Origin of the sequence: Candidatus Gillettellia adelgis (assembly GCA_020541285.1) — a bacterium.
GTDB lineage: Bacteria > Pseudomonadota > Gammaproteobacteria > Enterobacterales > Enterobacteriaceae > Gillettellia > Gillettellia adelgis.
In genome coordinates this window covers 12,293-35,022 of the sequence record CP047043.1, presented here as the reverse complement: position 1 = coordinate 35,022, position 22,730 = coordinate 12,293, and the positions used below count along the sequence as shown (strand labels likewise).

8 protein-coding genes, 3 tRNA genes and 1 pseudogene are annotated in these 22,730 nt (G+C 30.9%); 5 read left to right on the top strand and 7 right to left on the bottom strand.

The window, feature by feature from the left end; genetic code table 11:
- Positions 1-1,322: 1,322 nt before the first annotated feature.
- Complete coding sequence (rpiA, locus tag GIY03_RS00075) at positions 1,323-1,982, top strand: ribose-5-phosphate isomerase RpiA (RefSeq protein WP_457913705.1); 660 nt, start codon at positions 1,323-1,325, stop codon at positions 1,980-1,982.
- Between the two features lie 743 nt (positions 1,983-2,725).
- Here rpiA and GIY03_RS00070 read toward each other — a convergent pair.
- Positions 2,726-2,798, bottom strand: a tRNA-Lys gene (locus GIY03_RS00070).
- A 7-nt stretch (positions 2,799-2,805) separates the two neighbouring features.
- Positions 2,806-2,881: transfer RNA gene (locus GIY03_RS00065), tRNA-Val, on the bottom strand.
- A gap of 280 nt (positions 2,882-3,161) precedes the next feature.
- Between GIY03_RS00065 and gltX the strand changes: the two genes are divergently transcribed.
- A complete protein-coding gene (gene gltX, locus GIY03_RS00060) occupies positions 3,162-4,595 on the top strand; it encodes a glutamate--tRNA ligase (protein ID WP_457913704.1) in 1,434 nt (477 codons plus the stop codon).
- A 145-nt stretch (positions 4,596-4,740) separates the two neighbouring features.
- Positions 4,741-4,816 (top strand) — tRNA-Ala (locus tag GIY03_RS00055).
- A gap of 1,286 nt (positions 4,817-6,102) precedes the next feature.
- On the opposite strand, the gene GIY03_RS00050 is transcribed toward GIY03_RS00055, so the two are convergent.
- From GIY03_RS00050 to GIY03_RS00030, 5 genes and pseudogenes are all read right to left on the bottom strand, one after another.
- Entirely contained in the window at positions 6,103-7,290 is a 1,188-nt protein-coding gene (locus GIY03_RS00050) for a NupC/NupG family nucleoside CNT transporter (protein WP_457913703.1), read from the bottom strand.
- Positions 7,291-9,811: 2,521 nt separating this feature from the next.
- Positions 9,812-11,244 (bottom strand): annotated as a pseudogene (locus GIY03_RS00045) (magnesium transporter).
- A 4,874-nt stretch (positions 11,245-16,118) separates the two neighbouring features.
- The gene (gene ispF, locus GIY03_RS00040) at positions 16,119-16,610 is read right to left on the bottom strand and encodes a 2-C-methyl-D-erythritol 2,4-cyclodiphosphate synthase (RefSeq protein ID WP_457913702.1); all 492 of its coding nucleotides are present in this window, start codon (positions 16,608-16,610) and stop codon (positions 16,119-16,121) included.
- Between the two features lie 10 nt (positions 16,611-16,620).
- Complete coding sequence (ispD, locus tag GIY03_RS00035) at positions 16,621-17,328, bottom strand: 2-C-methyl-D-erythritol 4-phosphate cytidylyltransferase (protein ID WP_457913701.1); 708 nt, start codon at positions 17,326-17,328, stop codon at positions 16,621-16,623.
- 7 nt (positions 17,329-17,335) lie between these two features.
- The gene (locus GIY03_RS00030; protein ID WP_457913992.1) at positions 17,336-17,650 is read right to left on the bottom strand and encodes a septum formation initiator family protein; all 315 of its coding nucleotides are present in this window, start codon (positions 17,648-17,650) and stop codon (positions 17,336-17,338) included.
- 2,097 nt (positions 17,651-19,747) lie between these two features.
- Here GIY03_RS00030 and aroK point away from each other — a divergent pair.
- Complete coding sequence (gene aroK, locus GIY03_RS00025) at positions 19,748-20,266, top strand: shikimate kinase AroK (protein WP_457913700.1); 519 nt, start codon at positions 19,748-19,750, stop codon at positions 20,264-20,266.
- A gap of 89 nt (positions 20,267-20,355) precedes the next feature.
- Positions 20,356-21,453 carry a 3-dehydroquinate synthase gene (aroB, locus tag GIY03_RS00020; RefSeq protein WP_457913699.1) on the top strand — a complete coding sequence of 366 codons (1,098 nt, stop codon included), beginning with the start codon at positions 20,356-20,358 and terminating at the stop codon, positions 21,451-21,453.
- Positions 21,454-22,730 lie beyond the last annotated feature (1,277 nt).

Below are 22,730 nucleotides of genomic sequence, written 5' to 3'. Positions count from 1 at the left end.
AGTACAATTCTTAATATTTTAAACTATTAGATCATAATGATACAATTATATTAAGTTTAATAAGGTACATATTATGTATAGAGACAACTAATCGAATCATCCAGAGATTTGTCCAGATTTATTAATCAACCCTTAGAACAGACGCAGGCGATCGCGCTAGATTTCGCAAGTACTATAGAATACTCTACACACTATAAAGTTTACAGAACAAACTTAAAATCTAGTTTTCTGTGCTAGTCATGCACAGTGTATATTTATAGAATATCAAAACCTCTAGTATCATTAGAAAATAACAGTATACGTTAACGAATATTGCTGCTAAAATAATAGCCTAAAATAGGAAAATTATTTATAAATTTCAAAAACAGATTTGATACTATCAACAAACTTTAGACTTATATTATTAAATGCCATCACAAAAACATACGCAATAACATATACCAAATGGTATATGTTAAATTTTAAAAAATAGTTAAGTAGCGCAACTCAGGGAGTGATTTAAATCATGCGGACACATATGCTAAACTAGAATATAATCTTCAATTTTATAACACTTTCAAGTCTTATACAAACTAATAACTAAAAATAAGTAAAACATCATGTATACACCTAGTAACATAATCAGCGTACATCAATTAAAATTATATGATGTAACCAATAATTATATTATGTCTGTTATATTTGGGAAAATCTTAAAAATTATTGCTTATAGCAGGTGTCGTAAATATTCAATGCACTAATTACTTTATCATAGTCATACCACTTTCTGTGCACATCTTATCGGGTATCATATAGGTTTAAATGTCTAATAATTCTTAGGCATTTTACTAAAAGCAACAACAAGTAATCAGGTTGTTAATCAACAACGCTAGTTATACAATTAGGAATAGTTATTTTAACAGTATTGTCTAAGACAATACACTTTTATAATCATATTGTATACACCAGAATTAGTTATTCACTATTGTATAGTAGCATGTATTATACAAAAATTAATAACATTATTGAGTCAAATGAATTGCATACTATTTAGTATATAAAACTGCGTGATATAAAATTCACACAAGCAATGAACACTACGATTACGTATTAACTAACGTTAATATACTACTCATTGAAGTATGTTTTAAAAACAAAAATCTTTTATATTAAATTAACAATAATTATACCGAATTTGTAGATCTTGTAAATAAAAATCGTGAAAAAGTCTTCCCATGGTGAACTAAAATATAGATTCAGAATAAGGACGGTAATTCTACTTTAATAAGCAGTCAAGTCTTACCCTATCATATCTACAAGTTAAAATGGGAAAGAGATACATTATGACACAAGATGAAATGAAAAAAGCAGTAGGTTGGGCAGCACTTAAATACGTAATGCCAGGTACTCTTGTTGGAGTTGGTACCGGTTCGACTGCTAGCTATTTTATTGATGCGCTAGGCTCTATAAAGCACAAAATAGAAGGCGTGCTGTCCAGTTCTCATACGTCTACTGCTAAACTGAAGAATCTCGGTATCTCTGTTTTTGACACCAACGAAATCGATTCATTAGATATCTATGTTGACGGCGCAGATGAAATTAACGATTACATGCAAATGATTAAAGGTGGTGGTGCAGCACTCACACGTGAAAAAGTGCTTGCTGCAATCTCGCATAAATTTATCTGTATTGTTGATATTACCAAAAAAGTCAATATACTAGGAAAGCGCCCAGTACCAGTAGAAGTAATCCCAATGGCGCGATCCTATGTAGCTCGCGAGCTGGTGAAGCTTGGTGGTACACCAAAGTATCGTCAGAATGTTATAACCGATAATGGCAATGTAATTCTTGATGTCTATCACTTAATGATTACAGATGCTGTGGCATTAGAAAACCAGGTTAACCAGATCGCCGGTGTAGTCACAGTTGGTTTATTCGCTAACCGTTGCGCTGACGTAGCTTTAGTATGTACAAAAAATGGTGTTAAAGAAGTTATTTTATGATTTTTAATACGTTGTAAGATACCTTGGTATACTTGTTCAAGTATACATAAGTAACTATATTATTATATCGCAGTCACAAAATCAATTATATTCTAAATAAACATAGCACTCATTTATAAACCTGTATATAAATTTTATGATATCTAAAACTGCAGAAAGGAGGTGTAAATAGTCTTTAATTTTATTGATTAAAATACTCAATCAATAAATATTAGGAATAAATAGCATGTGTTTATGTATTTCTCAAAATGCTACAAAAATAACCACTTAGCAGTCTAAGACTTACGTGTAGTTTACAAATAAACTCATTGTATCTTATGTCACCAGTAAATACTGTGTACACATAACATCGAAGACATTAGAGAAATCTTCTATTATCAATAGCAAAAATCTCTCATTCAACTACAATAAAAGGTCTATACACTTCATATTACTTGAATTACACTACAATAACAACAAGAAAAAACAGTACACACAGCATATACTGATTCTAAGTCATACACTGATATTGAGACATGCAGTGCATGGATTGCTCAGAGCTTACACAGTATATAAAGACAATCATATTTAGTATAATAACCGCATATATAAGGCTAATTAACATAGGGTTACAGACTTTAAATACATACGTTTCTCCAAACAAGCAATACATGACTTAATAATTATCAAGAATTATTCTATTTTATAGAAATTACGGAGTGCTATTCTTCAGACAAATACTACGTCTTTGTCTCTAGAATTTATGGGTCGTGCAGGATTCGAACCTGCGACCAATTGATTAAAAGTCAACTGCTCTACCAACTGAGCTAACGACCCAGAGAAATGGTAGGTGATGACGGGCTTGAACCGCCGACCCCCTCCGTGTAAAGAAGGTGCTCTACCAACTGAGCTAATCACCCGATCTGCTACCCTAATATTATAGGGGTAGTTTAAAATGAGTCAATAGTTTTTAATAGACTTTAAAAGTATAATATAAAACTATATTAGTAGTATAATAGCTGTCATTAATACAAGCATGTCTTTTGTAAAGCAAATTATTTGAAGAATAATGCAGAGAACAGAAAATACTACATCAGTGCTAAGAAATATACCTGTTGTGATACAATATTATTCACTTATTAATTGCGAGCAACTTCTGGTAATTACCCAGACATGTTGCGCAAAAAGGCGCTTAATCTAATGAAAATTAGAACTCGTTTCTCACCGAGTCCTACTGGGTATTTACACGTTGGCAGTGCACGAACTGCACTATATTCTTGGCTATTTAGCCGTCATCTAGACGGAGATTTTATACTGCGTATCGAAGATACTGATTTAGAACGCTCCACTCAGGAAGCAATTGATACAATTATAGCAAGCATGCATTGGTTAAATCTAAAGTATGATGAAGGACCTTACTTTCAGAGTAAACGCCTTAATCGTTATAACTTAGTAATAAGTGATATGTTAAAAAAGGGGACAGCTTATAAATGTTATTGTTCAAAATCGCGTTTAGAAACAGTGCGTAAACAACAAATCATACAGCGTAAAAAACCACGTTATGATGGTCACTGTCGTAATAGTCAACTGAACTACAATGACGACATGCAGCATGTAGTACGCTTTCGAAATCCCAAAGAAGGATCGGTGGCTTTTAATGATATAATTTGTGGCACAATCAAATTCAGAAATTGTGAACTAGATGATTTAATTATTCGACGTACTAATGGCTCACCCACTTATAATTTTTGCGTCGTTATAGACGACTGGGATATGCAAATCAGTCATGTAATACGTGGCCAAGATCACATTAATAATACCCCTCGACAAATTAATATCTTACAAGCATTAGGTGCACCGATACCAGAATATGCACACGTTTCAATGATCCTAGGCGAGGATGGTAAAAAATTATCTAAACGACACGGAGCAGTAGGAGTCATGCAATATCGTGATAATGGATACCTACCACAAGCATTGCTAAATTACTTAGTGCGTTTAGGATGGTCGCATGGAAATCAAGAAGTGTTCTCTATCAATGAGATGAAAACGCTCTTTACGCTGGATTCGATTAGTAAATCTGCTAGCACCTTTAATCTTCAAAAACTACAATGGCTTAATCAATATTATATCAATCATATGCCCGCGCAAGAAGTTGCAGTATATCTGATGTGGCATATTGAGCAATTGGGCATCAAAACCTGTCAAGGCCCTCAACTAAAAGAAATAGTTAAACTATTTCGAAAACGTTGTAAAACCTTAAAAGAAATGGCTGAATCTTGTCGTTATTTCTATGAAGACTGCCAAAAATTTGATACGGATATCGCTAAACAGTACTTGTGTCCGGTCGTTAGACCCGCACTAGAATCGGTGCGCGCTAAGCTAGCTACACTTTGCTTATGGACACAAAAAAATATACACAATATAATTACAGCTACAGAAAATGAATTAGGTATAGGGAATGTTAGTATGACGCTTCGCGTAGCAGTTACGTGGTCTAAGCAATCGCCTGGTATAGACGTCACGATCTACACAATCGGAAAAACACGTTCTTTACGGCGTATAGATATGGCGCTAGATTATATTAGTAATCGCACAAACTCTCCTAACTACCCACAGAAGAATCTTGTATAAGATATTGTTCTGTGTTTGTGTTTCAAATATTCGGTATATTTGCTTTTTAATCTTTAATGTTTTATTAAACATATACTTAGCGATTAATCATGCATCTAAAATTCCATACAATAAGAATATTTGTAGAACATTCTCATAATGGTATGGGGCTATAGCTCAGATGGAAGAGCACTTGCATGGCATGCAAGAGGTCGACGGTTCAAACCCGTTTAGCTCCACCAGTAATCAACTATATTTTTGCTCCTTTTATTTATTGTAAATTTATTCAATTGCTTTTATTGTCTTTGTCTAAGATCATACTAAACATCTGCTCAATAGCCTGATATCTTAGCATGTAGAGGCTGTGTTAAAAAACTTGAAGCATTTCTTTGCCTGAATTTTATTGTTATTAAGCTCATAAATACTGCAACAACCAACACCCTAATAACCTATAGTATTAAGCATTACATGTGCTGAATTTTATCGCTAAACAACTATTTTTTATAAGCGTATAATCTGTCTTCATAAATGAGCCATGGGAAAACTTAGAATGTTACACTATAGACATAAAAACATGATTGTATAAACGACTCGTCTGACTCCTGAGCACTGAAACTTTTAATGCTTTACCAAAATCACCTTCTGTATAAAATGTATAGACATTTTATGTGTTAGCTATCATCTGTATGCTAATAAGCTATAACTTTACATAAAGATTCCATGGTTTATACTAAAACACTACAACTCATAAGAGTTATGAAAGATTTTATGGATATTTTTTGCAAACTACTAACGTAGTCGTTAAATGTATGATAAAAAATTAATATTTTAAGCTGTTATATCAATCATTCAATAGGAATTGATAATGGTTTGAGCTATCGTAGCTATCTAGTACAATAGACCAATACAGTCTACAATATTCTCAGAAACTACTCTAAATTATAAAAACCACAATATAACCCATGAACAACATACTCATACTATGTATGCATAGTATTTATGCAACGCAAAACTTTAAATAGTAGTTGTAAGTTGTCTATTTTTAGACTATAAGCCTAGAAAAAATCAGGAAGATTATAATGATCTACGTATTATATATACGATATTTCTAACAATATAGCTACCCTAATAATCTAAAAAACAAATATATTTTTGTTGAAAATCACTTCTTTTATCAACATTAAAAATTATTTAATTAACAAAAGATCTGCTGTATCTTCGATACAGCGGTTTTAGTTCCGCCGAATTAGCGCACACTACGCGATAATAATTAGCATCTAGATTGCCCTATCTACTTTTTTATAAATTAGAATCTTAGTTGGATGTAAAGTTTGAAAGTAATAAAATATCATGGAAAGCACTAGGAACCTCCCCGAATCAATCATAACGTTTATGCATAACACACTATCTTCAATCTGTAAGATATTATTAAAAATTCTATGATAATTATTGCACAAAATCTATCAAAACCTCTATATGTTAAAATCTATACTGAAAGCAATCAACTATAATGTAGGTGTTTGTGATATTAACTTAACACTAAAGCTGCTACAGCAGAAGACAGGATGCTAACCAGTGTTGAGCAGTATATTAGTTTCATGGAAAAGCGTGTCACTACGCGACCCTGACGTTCGTTAATTCCTTTAATTGCTCCAGATATAATACCAATAGAAGACAAGTTAGCAAAAGATACAAGAAATATGGATAGGATGCTTTTGCTATATCTTGATAGCTTAGTAGATATGTTCTGTAACTCCATCATTGCTACAAATTCATTAGAAACTAACTTTATTGCCATAATCATACCGACCTGTAAAGCTTCGTGTTTAGGCACACCTATAATCCAAGCGAACGGATAGAAGCAATAACCGAGAACATTCTGAAAACTCACACCAAATATAGCGATAAATAAACCATTAACCGCAGCAAGAAGGGCAATAAAACCAATCAGCATCGCTGCAATAATAATTGCTATTTTAAAACCAGTCAGAATATATTCACTTAGCATTTCAAAGAAATTTTGTCTTTGATAAAAATTTATCAAATCAAGATCTTCTGATGCACTAAGATCATAAGGGTTGACTAATAATAGCACAATAAAAGTACTAAACATGTTTAATACCAAGGCTACCACAACAAACTTAGCATCTAACATTGTCATATAAGAACCAACAATAGACATAGAAGTGGTAGACATCGCGGTTATCGACATAGTGTACATACGCTTTTCTGATATATTGCTGAGAATATTCTTATAAGCAATAAAATTTTCAGATTGACCAAAAATTAAAGAACTAACAGCATTAAATGATTCTAACTTACCCATACCATTTACTTTTGATAGTATAGTACCGATAATCCGAATAACATATGGCAACACCTTAATATATTGCAATATGCCGATAACAACGGAAATAAACACAATAGGACAGAGGACTCTAAGAAAAAAGAATGCTAAGTTTTTTTCAGACATACCACCAAATACAAAGTCAGCACCTTGCCCTGCAAATCCTAGCAATTTTTTAAATAATTCTGTGACCTCTTTTATACAAACTAAACCTACTGTTGAGTGCAAAAGAAAATAAGCCAACAGTATTTCAATAATTAACAATTGAACTATGTAGTTAATATGGATGCTTTTACGATCTTGGCAAATTAACAATGCTAAAAATACTACTACTATTAAGGCTAAAATAAAATGTGTAATGGAGGACATTTTTTCTCCAAATTTGAGGCTAGTAAAATTTTGAAGACAAGCCTATGCTTAATGATCTTAAAGAACCCGGACGGGGTAGAACCTATACTTATGTTTATTCTCTAAGATTCATGGTAAATCATACACTGCATCCCATAATACTGCAGTATTATGGGATGCAGTGTATGATACGCACCTTACGATGTTTACCTTTCAACTCATATAAAAATAAAAATTAAATAATACATTAGGATAATTGCTGCTAATAACCAGATCAATCTTTATAAGAATTTTTGATTTTTAGAGATCAAGGCTATTAATGTTATAACCATGCTTATTTTGATTTTAATCACAGTAAACAAGCAGATACCGCGATACTTTGCTAAAATTTGACGGAGTTTTTTAATACAAAACATTATATATCTTTATATATTAAAAAATATTATACACATCTCTATGTATAAATAGATGTTGTGATATTTGAAACACTAATTACTAATGAGACATCTTATCGCACCTTTAAAACACTAGATAACCTAACATCTTCTTATACGTTACTTTTATGCAATACATTACTTAGAATTCAAAGAAAATGCCACGATACTCACTAGATAATATCCGCGTATTACGCTAAATCTTATCTTGCATGTGACGTATGTGATAGTAAACCATAACATTTTACCATTAAAATAATTCGACAAAGTAATATACCAACAAGATTAGTTCTCTCATTTACAAAGGGATACATTCATAACAATTATCTACTAAAGTTGATCACAAGATCATTTACGATAAACTTATACGTTAAAAATTAATTAACGCTAAAATCACTACCTTAAATTCATCTTATATATATTTAGATGATAAATTTAAGTATCAAATTTAATATTTATTTATATTTTTAAACAATCATTATTTATAATTTATTTTAGCAATTAAAATTATATTATTTCTGCTATATTACGTCTGTGATACTGATGATTTTGAGAGAACACTCATAAGAAAACACTGATTAGAAATCAACTTATGTGTTATTTATTATTAGAGAAAAATTAAACCTTAAAGATGAAATTTGTCACTCTCTAAATTTAAATTAATACTTAACTAAGGCAAAAAGATTACGAATACTTATTAGTATTTATAGTATAATAGATATCAATAAACTATCGAAAAGTATTTATTTTTACATTATAATACTCAATATTTATTGCTATATAAATAAATATTCCACACACAGCAGAAGCTAAAACTATAAATAAATCATTTTACTATAAATCTCTTTATGCTTCACTTTTATCTAATAGAGCAAAAGTATCGTTATACTTGCCGTAAATATTTTAAAAAACATATCTCTATATAGAACATACGATATATAGAATATATAATTTTACTTGGGAACTAAAATTATAAAATAAAATCTTGATTTTTAAATTAAGTGAAATACATAATATCTAGTAACCAGTAAACTACTAGGCAATCTCTAGTTGCATAGCTATTTTGAATTTTAAAATTTATCAAAATAACTATTACTAACAGTTTAATTCAGTAGATCATCTGTATGATAGATAAAGAATTTTAACACATTAATAAAATAATTTGAAACGCTAGTAGCGTCTCCATAAACGCTACAAATATTATATCCACTATTCTGTATGTTAACAGAACTAATAGTGATCTTGAATGTATGTAACAATAAAACATCAGTAAGTGCTATTAGGCCTAAAACATATAAACACAGAAATACACATGTAAAGCATCAATTATCTTTGGGTATTTAGTTTATAAGAATCATACTATATTATATATAGTAATATATTATTACGTACACTTAAAGAAGTACAATACTGCATGAATTTATCGGGAACAATAAAGTTATTTCCTCAAAATAACACGCTTAACAATAAAGCACTCATTACAGTTACCGCCAAACATAAAAGTGTTAAAGAAACACATCATATAACAGAACCCTTGAGCATGAGACTTAATAGAAATCATCAAATCCTCTGAATAATAAAAAAATATTTATAATCATTATACTATTATAGTATCACGTCAAATATAATATAAATCGCTGTTTTTCATGAAAACAGATAAAGAGTTTATAAACATAATACTAATAAATTATATTAGCGTTTTACTAAATAAAATTCTTTATAGCCCAAGAAATTATTACAATATGTTCATGAATATTCAAGATAAATACAAACATATACGAGAAGACACGGAGAGCAAGACTATTAATCCTACGGTTTGAAATTAATTTATTATTTATTTTTAATAAATTGATTTTCAAAAAAATAAATAAAATTTAGATCATATCTTTGTGAATTATTACCATAAAAGTTCAGATATATACTCATTAAAGATTATCCTGATTACTAGATTCAAGTATACCATATTTTAAGAAGCCATTGTAGTGCTACTGCAATATGCTTAACATTGAAGATTAAATATTTACAGTCCTATTAAACAAAATAATCGATAAAAACATTGTACCATCACTTCTTACTCAATGTCGTATATAATATATTTAAGGGTGAATTTATAACAAAAATAACGTCGCAAGACTCAGGAATATAAAGAAACCACCGATATCAGTCAACGCAGTAATCAAGACGCTAGAGCCGACTGCTGGATCACAACCTAGTTTCATCATAGCTATTGGAATCACCACTCCCATTATTGCTGCCACAAGCAAATTTAGGATCATTGCCAGCATTATTACCCCACCCATTGCTAAATCATCATATAGTAGCCATGTAATTACACCCATCGTTCCACCCCACACAAAACCATTAATAATGGCAACACCTAGTTCTCTAAGCAACAAACGTGAGACATTACTAATTTCAATTTGGTGTAGTGCTATTGCGCGGACGATCATAGTAATAGTTTGATTACCGGTATTTCCACCAATACCAGCAACAATCGGCATTAGTGCGGCTAACACTACTAATTGAGATATAGTATGTTCAAATAACCCAATAACCCTTGAGGCAATAAACGCTGTACATAGGTTAATCGCTAACCAGGTCCAGCGTGTTTTTACTACCTTGTTAACTGGAGCTAAGACATCTTCGTCTGCACTGAATCCGCCAACACTACGTAAATTACTATCATTTTCTTCCTTGATTAAGTGAAGTATTGCTCCGATCGTTAATCGGCCTATCAACCTATTTTTAGCATCGACAACTGGAGCACTGATTAGATTGTAACGTTCAAAAGCTCCTACTACTTCGTTAGTCTTGTCTTCTGGTCGAAAGCAGATAAGATGATCCTCCATCACCGCATATACTTGTGTGTCTGGATTACTCAACAATAGTACAGCCAGTGGTACTGCACCCAGAAAAATATCTTGTCGATCAGTAACAAATAATTTATCAGTAGCATCTGGTATAGTATTACGCATGCGTAAAAAGCGCTGAATAGCACCAATAGTCACATCTGGTCGTACTGTAAGTAATTCACAGGTCATTATAGAGCTCACGGCATCTTTGCAAGAATGATTCATTCTGCGTAACCAAAAACATTGCTCTGATTCCAAAAAATTAACAATTTTTTCATTAAGTGATTCGCTAAATATATCGCTAAATAAGCTTGTGTACTAATATTTAGGATGTTAATTGCATCAAGCAAATCTTGCGCACTTATATCTTTAGTTAAATTAGCTAAAACTAGGTCCATTACCTCCACCAATACGCATCCACGTCTAGCATTATCTATCAGTTGCCATACTGACCATTGTGCATCTTGGAATAATATTACCAATAGATCCGCTACATCAGCAGCGTGCATATTTTTCAATAAATCAGTTATCTCCACTATTTGATGCAGATAATTACACTGAATGAAGATATTTTTGTCTATTGAGTGCTCAAGTATGCCATCAACTAAAACATACTTGTTTAACAAAAATGGTAAAATATGCTGGCGGTGCTCAATGACTTTCGTGATATTATATAAGGCAGCAGACATAATATTACTCAACAAAAACTAATTCGAACCATATTAATGGTGTTAAATATTCTATAAATGTTATTAAATAAAAGTTAAATTCGTTTAAATTTTATAAGACAAACACTCTAATACTGCACTAAGGGGTAACTTTTTTGGTGACTAAGCAGTATATATGATATAAATTTAAATGAAGCGGGAACGTCATATTATATAGACACTAAAAACATGATATCCATCATCGTAACTATTATATATCTTAGATTTTATTTTTTCTTTTCTCGTTTATATAGTTATAAAAAATAACTAGGAAGTAATGCATTAAACCAGAGGGTTCAGTGTGAACACTTGCAAATAGGCTATTTAATTCATTAATAACTACTATCGCTCTACCTTAATATTTTTTAAACTTCTAATAAGTTTAGAACAAGAGGTTTTGTCTAATGAATAATAATTCTAAATGATCATTAATATCCTTTCTATCCGTGAATACTAGCTATATACCCATCATTATATCACGTGATATAAAATTTTTATTAGTATTTAGGTGGTAAATAAAACTTATTCCTTCATGTTTATCATTGATAGGATATTGTATTGCGCAATATCTCGAACTTGATTGATTCAAAAAACACTCTACTGCGTTACATTATCTTATTAGTATGAGAGCATAGCTATTGAATTATCAACTTCTATGCTATAACATTACTTTTATAAGTCTACTCATATTGTATCTCTAGCTGAATGCAGTTATTTTGCTACATACTTGCATCAATCAGCGTTACAACCACTTGTCGCTACTCTTGAGATGCAAAGTTGTTATAGCAGAAACTAGCTAACGATCGTTATAAAAAATAAATAAAATTTATCGATCCATTGAGTAATATATTAGACTAATCGAAATGACTATTCAACTTGAATGGCTTTGCAGAGTATAATACTCCCAATATAGCTAGTATTGACTAGATCTGCATGTTAAAACTTAAGGGATTAGAAGTACAAAACCTCAACTGTATGACGTTTCTTGTGATTTTAATGAACACTTAGTCCTGCTGGTATAGCATTTTTTAGTAGTGTTAATACTTACTGCGTTTTATTATAGTGAATATTATCTGAATTAAATAAGAAACAATCTTAATAGTAGGTATCAATGCTATAATAGCAGCATGACTCCATAATACACCTCGATCTATACAAATAATAGCGACATACAAGCTAATTTATGTAGTATAACCTATGTATTATATATAAGTAATTACAGTCTATGCTATAAAAATCATCTCCACTAAGATAAATAAAGGTATGTACTTGCAGTTCTGAGTGTTGTCGTCTTCTTAATACAGTACTTAGCTTAACATTCTGTTTTCTCAGAATGTTCAATATTCATGTATAAAAAATTTAAGCATATATCACCTCATAATAATCACGTCGTACTTGTTAGTACACGTAGTTTCATGCTCAATATCCAACCTGGAATATTTTATTACATAAAAGTATTAAGATCTATATAGTATGATTTTTCAATGTTGTATTCAGTAAGTATGAGATTATTGTAATGCAGTGAGTGACGTAACGAATGATCTAGTCTAAAAAAATAAATCTATTGATTATTTTTGGCAACAAAACAGTAGAATTAATCATCTTATAGATAGTTATGAACAATATTAATTATCTAAATAATATTTTACTCCCTATTATATGAATAATATAATAATACATATCTATATGTTAATAGATATATTTTACAATATAAAATAAAACCTTACATAATCACTCTACTCATGTCTTATTCACTACGGCGTTAACTTGTACGTGATGTTTTATTTTGTTTCATTATCAATATTAAAAATCTTAAATATTAGTTAATAGTATATAATTATAAGTTCTATATAAATCAGTAAAATTTTTAAATATAACGAGTCAATATGAATTTTTTATAACATTAAAAACTAATAAATTTTTTATACTATATAAATCTGTAGTAAATAATAAAAATCAGTGTAAATAAATAGTGTTATTTAACTAAAGTCATAGATTTAATGTAAATATTATTTACTATTACTATCGTCTTATTGTAGAGCATGACAAACAACGTAGGACAAATACTAGCCTTAATATCTATTAAACAATATTTACCTCTATTTTCATTAATAACTATGTCTAATAGATACAAATCACGTTCTTATAGTAAGTTGGCGGGTTAACTACTACTATAATTGTATTACGTTATGCTCAACGGATATTATGGCTGCGATGACTTCAAACTCTTTCATTATATATTAAATATTAATCTTTATCGATAATATATTATCACGATACAATCTTTTAATAGAAGTTATAATATTGATTTTAGATGTTAAACGGACATATGAAACATGTTGTATTGATAGATACTATAAAGATATTTTAATAATTAAACTAGATATAGCGAAATTTTGGAAAAATAAAGTAACTAATCTTATTTAATAGATATTTAAAGAGATTATGAACACCGTAAAATTATAATAAAACATACCAGAAATAACTGTATCGTAGTCAGTAATATACACTATGTTTTACAATCATAGTACGTCAGATTAGGTGTATTATTAACTAATAATATGTTATCCTAGTAATAAATTAATATCAAAATATCAAAAAATATCAATTTTATTAAATTATTAATAACCTGGATAATTCGAACGATATTCCGTATTATAAATTATTTCTATCAAATAACACCCTGTGTGAACTCCGATCAACAACCACTACAAATGTTATCTTGTTGAACAATAAGGTGGTGATTGTCATAAGATAATAAGTTGGAAGTGGTATCGCACTACTTCGCATAGCTTTATAGAATTGGTGTGTTCAGATACGCTATTCAGAAGCGTGTTGCTATATATCTTGCGTATTATGGAATAAATAGTATTTCCTGTCAGATAATCATAAAAAACCAACTTCAATCAAAAATAACGTTCTATGCCCATATCATTGACATAAAAAATAGATCAGCTAGGTTTGTTGGTTTTTTTAAAATTTATTTATTCATTAAAAATATTAGGTGATACGCGATTTTTAGCGATAAAATCTGATATACTATCAAAACTCTAAACAATATTTAATGCTTTATCCTGGAATGGGTCTTTTGAGAGGTCACGAAAGTTACCAATAGCGCTTCAATCTTTATTAATTAAGATATAACGTTTTAGATACGTAAAAATAGACTTTATAAAGCATATCGCAAGCTAGGATAGATACTCAGACAGAGTATAGCCTTAATTAAAGGGTTAGTCTAATCACTGTTTTTATGAAAAATATTTTCTCAAGGAGAACATATTAAACCTTTTCTTTATTTAGTGCTTTTATTATAAATTATCGCTTCCATAAAAATCTAAAAACTTTAACGCATTATACGAGATAGCCGCTTTATTTTAGTAATGAACTTATGCTAGGTTTATTTAGTTTTTGTAGAACATCTGATTTATGTATTATCAGTAAATTTATTAGTTATAGTAATGAACTCCTAGTAAGATAATTGCATTTATAATATATCAGGTTATAATGCATTCTTATTTAGTCAAACTGAATGCTGCTCAATATTTATATCTTGATCTTATAATTAACCATCTTCAAGCTACTATCTAATAAAATATCTCATCAATTTATGATGTGTATCATCAATCTATATTATACAATATAAAAATATTTTTATGTAATATAATATTTTATTACTAGAAATCTACTAAATAGCTAATCTCGGAGCCTCTAAACTATCTCGTGCTTTATAATTTTATCAATTCAGTAATATCAATACGCATGAACATCTATTAAAAAACTAATAAATTTATCACTACTACTAGAGTAATTAGTTAATTACTCATCCCAATATAAATCACATCAGCGCACTAAACATCATCGTACTATATGACTGTGGATTAATGACTTAGAAGAGATAAACGGCAACCATGTTATCACTGTATTTTTATGTTTATGTTTATAAGTTAACACCAAAAAAAAATCATGGTGATTAATTTTTTAGTAACTAACTAATATTATGTAATTACTTCATACGCATAACGTAAGAAGGATATTCTCCTTATAAAACTAGAAAACTGCTAATATTTTTTATATTTTAAAATGTATCAATAATACAATTCAATTTATTATTCATTCACAAAAGTATAGTGCCATTAAGAAAACATACCAAGACAAATGAAAATATAGCACAGCGATGTTATAGCTCTAACATAATGTATATTTAACTACTAAAAAATGTTTAATGCATTAAATATTAAAAAATATCTTGAGGATTATATTTTACTACACAAGATTTTATGCACCATCTATAACACTATAATGAATTTATTTATGAATTTATAAAATTAAAGCGTAGCGTTATTATACAAGATAAAATATTTATAAATCACCAATAGTTAAATAATTGATTTTCTATTTCATTACCTATTTACTCATATGACGTTAACTAAGGACGCATTAATTCATTTGTTTATTTTAAATGAAGAAATTAATCTTATGGATCATTAAATCATGCATACTTTATCAACTTGCACGTAAAAATGTAAATGAATTTAATATATTAATGTTTTAAATTCAAGATAATATATTAAGTTTAGTATCTAAATTGACTATCTTTCTACATAAAATCAAATTATAGTAGAATAAATGTTATTTAGGGTGTTAATTTAACTATTATACAAAATTAGACTCTCCTAAACTCTCTAAGGTATCTTAGAAAATTATAAGAAATTCAGTATTTTTTTAAAAGATATAGAAAAACGCTTGTCGTAGAACGCACCCTATCGTAATTTACGATTAATCTGCGTACCTCAATCTTCTCATAGGTGTATACTTAGAACATAACACTCTATAATACACTATACAAGTAGACCATATTAAACAAATCTGTCGTGCTGTTTTTTAAGCAATAAAACCACCGCTTCACAAGCAATACCTTCACCGCGCCCAATAAAACCAAGTTTTTCAGTAGTGGTCGCCTTAACATTAATATTATTTTTATGACATTGTAAGTCTACTGATAAACAAATGCACATCTTTGGTATATATGGAGCCATATTAGGTCGCTGAGCAATAATTGTGATGTCTAAGTTACCTAGATAGTAACCTTTTGCACAAATACCATCCCACGCTTTAGCAAGTAGCTTTCGACTATCAATACCCTTTAGCGTGTTGTCAGTATTCGGGAAAAATCTACCGATATCACCCAAGCCTACCGCACCCAACAAGGCATCTGTCACTGCATGTAAAACAACGTCACCATCTGAATGGGCTAGTAAACCGTTTTCATAAGGAATAGGAACACCAGCAATTACTAAAGGCCCTTTGCTACTAAATTTATGTACATCAAAACCATGACCAATACGCATGCTGTAATCCTCATTTATCCGATTGAGCCAGATAGAACGTAGCTAGTGCTAGATCCTCTTTTCGCGTTACTTTTATGTTATTCGAACGCCCGTGCACTAATAACGGATGATAACCACAATATTCCATTGCTGATGCCTCATCTGTAACGGTCACACCGTCACACAGTGCACGTTGTAAGCAACACTTAAGTAACGCACGTGGAAATAACTGCGGTGTTAAGGCATGCCATAAATTCTTTCGATCAATAGTATTAATAATAGTACCTAACTGAAGATCTACACGCTTCATGGTATCGCTTGCTGGAAAAGCGAGAATTCCGCCAACCTTGCTATGTTCTGTAATGGCTAGCAAACGTGTAATGTCATCTAGATGTAAGCAAGGACGCGCAGCATCGTGTATAAGAACCCATTCTTCTTCACCAACTAAATGGAGACCAGCCATGACTGAGTCCGCACGATGTCGACCACCAATAGTTACGCTCACTCTAGGATCAGAGGAAATCGGCAATTGCTTAAACTGATTATCTGTCAAGTTAATAGCCACAATAATACGTTGAATGCAAGGATGACGCAACAACGCATAGATAGCATGTTCAACCATACTATATTGACCAATAGTTAAATACTGCTTGGGACAAACAGTTTGCATACGACTTCCAACGCCAGCAGCGAGCAAGATAGCAGTGATTGTCTTTGTAATAGACTCAGTATAAGTCATATACGATTTATGCGTTATTTTTTAAACAAGAAATTGCATAGTCTTTATAGTTCTTAGGCACGAGGCGATAAAAAGTTTTACCTGGCTCAATCATACCTAATTTGTGATGCAAACACTCTTTAGCTGTTTTTTGTCTTGTATTCAACATATCAAGCTCAGAACACAACTGATCATTACGAGTTTTTAGCTTAGCATTATTTTTTTGTTGAACTATAATATCCATATGCACCTGCAAAAAATCGTAGATACCATTTTTCCCTAGCCATAAAGAATACTGCAACCAACTTAGTAATATTAACAATAAAATCGTAAGTTTTCCAATTTTCATTCCCCGCAAACCATCTAAGTATCCTAGAACTTTGCGTTTTACGCAACACTAATAATGTGTGCTTTAAAACATATTAACATATGATGCCTATCTATTGTTTGCTGTAAGTTATCTATAACATTTCGTTACTCTTTTACCTACATTACGTAGTCTACCTCTTCTTATTAAAGACAGACTGCATTACTAATTCTCTCTAACAAAAAATTTTGCTAGCATGTATTATATAATACATATTCATAATCACTGCAAATACTTGCAGCCTTATAAGTAATCGTATCTGATAACGATAAAATCGTACTTACTAAATATATTAAATACATCTCATGTTCTGAAACATATCAATACTACAAGTAACATAAATCACGAGTAACATAAATAAATATGATCATATGGCAGTTATTCGCTTTACTATAATGGAACCTTCATTTTAACATCACGATATTTAACACTTTAGCTTTTATTAACAATATAAATGTCAACATATCAGAAAACCCAAAAAATCCAAGTTAAAACTAGAACGCACGACCTATATAAGAAATGTGAACACAGTAAATATTGAAGACCTTATTAATCACGTAAAATAGTCTGCTTCGTATTATGCGTAATATTATTCAACTGGTGGATAATAACACATCCCTACTATACTATTTCAACTATCATTTTCACCATCATTGCGTAGCTATACCATAAGGGTTTTAGATAACACCTTAGTATACTATATGAAATAGTATTAGAATGTAATAAACTGACATCAAACATAAATACTACAATGGCAATCAATCACAGCAACATTATTCTGCTAAAATAGCACTGATAATATGGTTGCTTCCTAATTAGGAAAGCTTGCAATGGTAACATTGTGCTAGATTATACTAAACTAAACATTATAAATATGATCAACTTAAACAACATGACCAGAATAATAATCCATAATCCATAATCTATAATCTATAATCTATAATCTATAATCTATAATATGATATGTATCACAGTAAAACATCGCCTGTTATCGTAAATAGTGATTTAGGCAAACTCCGATTATGAATTAATAAGTATATACATAACATACTTTTCATGCAAGACTGGTCGATAATAAAACAAACAATGCAAATTAACTGTATTTTCGCTACGGCAAAGATATCACTAAAACAGTATATATAACGTGTTATATAAAAAACATTAGTGTTTGTTAAACACAATGATCATAAAGCACAAATGCTGATTTTTAATATCTACTATATACAATTCTAAGCTAATCACTTATAGTAAAAATTTTCAAGATGTCTCAAAATTAAACGCTTCAAGAATAAGATCAGGACGCCTATCACCCAATTTAGCAATGCTGGTAATTATACTGTATATGACTAGATAATACGCACTTAAAGTAGCAGTTATTTATTATAACGAATATAGTTTTTATGATATTTAACTAAACCTAAAACACCATAGTATGTATGGTATGATCTATTAACTATATAATACTATATTCGCTAATTATCTAACATTAAGAATATTATTACACTACTATTACGGTATAATAGTTATTATTTACACGCAAAGGAACAAAAAGCGCTTCACTTTTAATCTGTAGAAGTTATAATTTCATTATAACAAAACACCATAATTATTTTCTAGTAATAAGAAAATATTGAATAATTCATTGAAAAAATAGAAAAAGATATCTTGCAGCACTGCCGATACAGAAAAAACATAATAAATGACGCAAACTAGTAATCTGTACTATGCTAGTAAAACCGCAATATTTTTAGTTTACTATCAATGTCTTTACTTTTTATGCACAGCTATTTTGTCATCTGTATAACACTTAATTTGACGCTGCGACTAATTTAGATTACAAAGGTTACCAACTGAAAAGAGTAAAATTTCTGAATAGTCTTAATACGATATTAAAATATATTTTTCATCCGCAGCATAGATAGTGATTAATTTTGTTGTTAAACAACCTAAAGTATTGGGATAATTTATTTTGGAGTCCCGCACTAACACTTCTTAATTTCCATGGAGATACCGTCACTGATTTAATTGGCGGAGCGGGTTAATATTCACGCATCGTTTCAGTAATATTAAAATATGGCAGAAAAACGTAATATCTTTCTTATTGGGCCTATGGGTGCTGGGAAAAGCACTATTGGTCGTCAGTTAGCTCAGCAACTCAATATGGAATTTTTTGACTCTGATCAAGAAATTGAGCAGCGCACAGGAGCGGATGTGAGCTGGGTATTTGATGTAGAAGGTGAAATAGGTTTCCGTGATCGTGAAGAGAAAATTATTAATGAACTAACGGGATATCAAGGGGTTGTACTCGCTACTGGCGGTGGTTCCGTTAAATCAAGCGACACACGAAACCGTTTGTCAGCGCGTGGCACCGTTGTTTATCTAAAAACTTCTATCGACAAACAATTAGCCCGAACTCAGCGTGATAAAAAACGCCCGTTATTACAAGTTAATTATCCACCACGTCAGGTGTTAGAAACTTTAGCGAAAGAACGCAACCATTTGTACGAAGAGATTGCTGATATGACGATTCGCACTGACGATCAAAGCGCTAAAGTAGTAGCTAATCAGATCATCAATCTATTAAGAATATAATGGATTTTAGTGGTTTTTACTACGAAAATGTGCACAAACTTATCTTACCCATATAAGTGAGCGTAAACTACTCAGGAGTTGTACATACTATGGAAAAAATTACTGTAATGCTTGGAGAACGCAGTTACCCAATTACTATAGCTGCTGGATTATTAAACAATCTTAGAGCTTTCGCGCCATTAAAATCCGATGAACAGGTAATGCTAGTTACCAATAAAACCGTGGCACCTCTCTATCTAGAACAAGTTAAACAAACTTTAAAACAAGGTGGCATAAAAGTAGATGAAATAATTCTGCCTGATGGCGAACAACACAAATCCCTTTTAGTACTAGAAACAATTTTCTCAGCACTACTAAAAAAGTCTCATAGCCGTGATACAACATTGATAGCCTTGGGGGGTGGCGTGATAGGCGATCTCACAGGATTTGCGGCAGCCTGTTATCAGCGTGGTGTACGTTTTATGCAACTTCCTACCACATTATTAGCTCAAGTAGATTCTTCTGTTGGTGGTAAAACCGGCGTTAATCATCCACTTGGAAAAAACATGATTGGTGCATTCTATCAGCCTGTTTCAGTAATAGTTGATGTCAGTTGCCTAGCAACCTTACCAGCGTGTGAACTTTCATCTGGACTTGCTGAAGTTATCAAATACGGCATTAGTTTTGATCGTGACTTTTTTATTTGGTTAGAAAATAATATTGATGTGTTAATGACGCTGAATATTCACGCCCTAACGTATTGTATCCGACGTTGCTGCGAGTTAAAAGCCAAAATAGTAGCCACTGACGAACGCGACAATGATTTGAGAGCTCTACTAAATTTAGGACACACTTTTGGCCATGCAATTGAGGTTACTATGGGCTATGGTATATGGTTGCATGGTGAGGCGATCGCCGCCGGCATAGTAATGGCGGCAGAGGTTGCATACATCCTCGGCAAATTACCTGCGGATGATGTTCACCGCATTAAAACATTACTAGAACGTGCGTGTCTACCTATCGCTGGACCAAAAGAGATGCTTCCAGAATCTTATTTGTCACATATGATGCGTGATAAAAAAGTTCGTAATAACAAGCTATGCTTAGTACTACCTACAGGTATTGGTCAGGCAAAAATCTATAATGATATAGATCATAAATTAGTATTGAAGTCGATTTCCGCATGTTTGCCGATTAAGGAAGCGTAAGGTTACTCGAAAACTATAGTAGTTTAGCTACTTTTATATTTATACAACCATACCGCATAATATGAAATGTAATAATAAAGCAATATGTAAGTCTTAAAAGATTTGAAATGTTTGCTTTTATTTTTATGCTAAATTATAGCAATAAATTTTATTAATCATAAAAACTTACAGATAGTGGGTCACAGTGTTCAAGACACGTCTCAAGTGTAGTCAACTCAAAATGATAACGGGCATACTTACTAATAAGTAATCCCGTTATCATTTTACTATTACTGAATCGTCCTTGTGATATATCAAGAATCAGCGGTTAACTGTTAATTAGAATAAATATTCTAAACGAGCTTATATGAATCGAGGCATAATTTTGATAAACATTATTTATTATGTCTGTCTATAAGACCACCTTGATCTCTTATGTTTTGCAATGCATAGACACACATCTTACAAGAGAAATGAGTTTTTTGATGTCGCTGTTATCAATTATTAGAATGAATTTAAAATAGCCAACACATATTAATATGTAATCATACGAGAAGAGGATGTATATAAACACCACAGAATCTATGTCCACTCTGGTCTTGCAAAACTAATGATTAAAAATAAAACTATGAGCAACGATATACGCATCCCTATAGCGATAATAATATTAATCAAAGCTTATTATCCCAAGTAGACAAAAATTTTAATACTTATTGGCTTGTTCAGCAAGCTAAAAGCTTATTTTAGAAATAGATCTAAATAATCTTAAATCATTGTATGATGGTATAGTCGATAATATCCTTTTAGGGATGGTGACTTCATCAAATTCGCACTATACAAAACTAACATTTAGCCAGCAATAAAAGATATTGATAATAATTCTGAGTAATAAAAGAGAAAAACGATACATGTGTCCATATACCACTACAACATACCAACAAGAGCATAACCTTATAGTTTTATGTACGCAACACATACAACACCATATCATGTAAGATAGTTCAAACACAACTAAACTATTACAGATATATGCGCGTAGTTAGATTTTATTTTTTATAAAAACAACTAACTAGCATACCTTACAAATAACTTACGCTGTATATACAAAACATTTCATGCTTTTTCTAAGCAGACAATCAAACTACTTAACATATGTTATATAATCTCACAAAACTATAGTATATATTAATAATTAAGAATGATATAACTTTCATAGAAGTTCATTACGCTCTTGTGCATTACTCACTGTGTATAAAGCAAAATTTAGAATCCATGAGTCATAGTATATATTGAATAGA

Excerpts from the sequence above, each read along its gene's own strand:
- rpiA (WP_457913705.1), top strand. The coding sequence starts at position 1,323 with ATGACACAAGATGAAATGAAAAAAGCAGTAGGTTGGGCAGCACTTAAA.
- gltX (WP_457913704.1), top strand. The coding sequence starts at position 3,162 with ATGAAAATTAGAACTCGTTTCTCACCGAGTCCTACTGGGTATTTACAC.
- GIY03_RS00050 (WP_457913703.1), bottom strand. The coding sequence starts at position 7,290 with ATGTCCTCCATTACACATTTTATTTTAGCCTTAATAGTAGTAGTATTT.
- ispF (WP_457913702.1), bottom strand. The coding sequence starts at position 16,610 with ATGCGTATTGGTCATGGTTTTGATGTACATAAATTTAGTAGCAAAGGG.
- ispD (WP_457913701.1), bottom strand. The coding sequence starts at position 17,328 with ATGACTTATACTGAGTCTATTACAAAGACAATCACTGCTATCTTGCTC.
- aroK (WP_457913700.1), top strand. The coding sequence starts at position 19,748 with ATGGCAGAAAAACGTAATATCTTTCTTATTGGGCCTATGGGTGCTGGG.
- aroB (WP_457913699.1), top strand. The coding sequence starts at position 20,356 with ATGGAAAAAATTACTGTAATGCTTGGAGAACGCAGTTACCCAATTACT.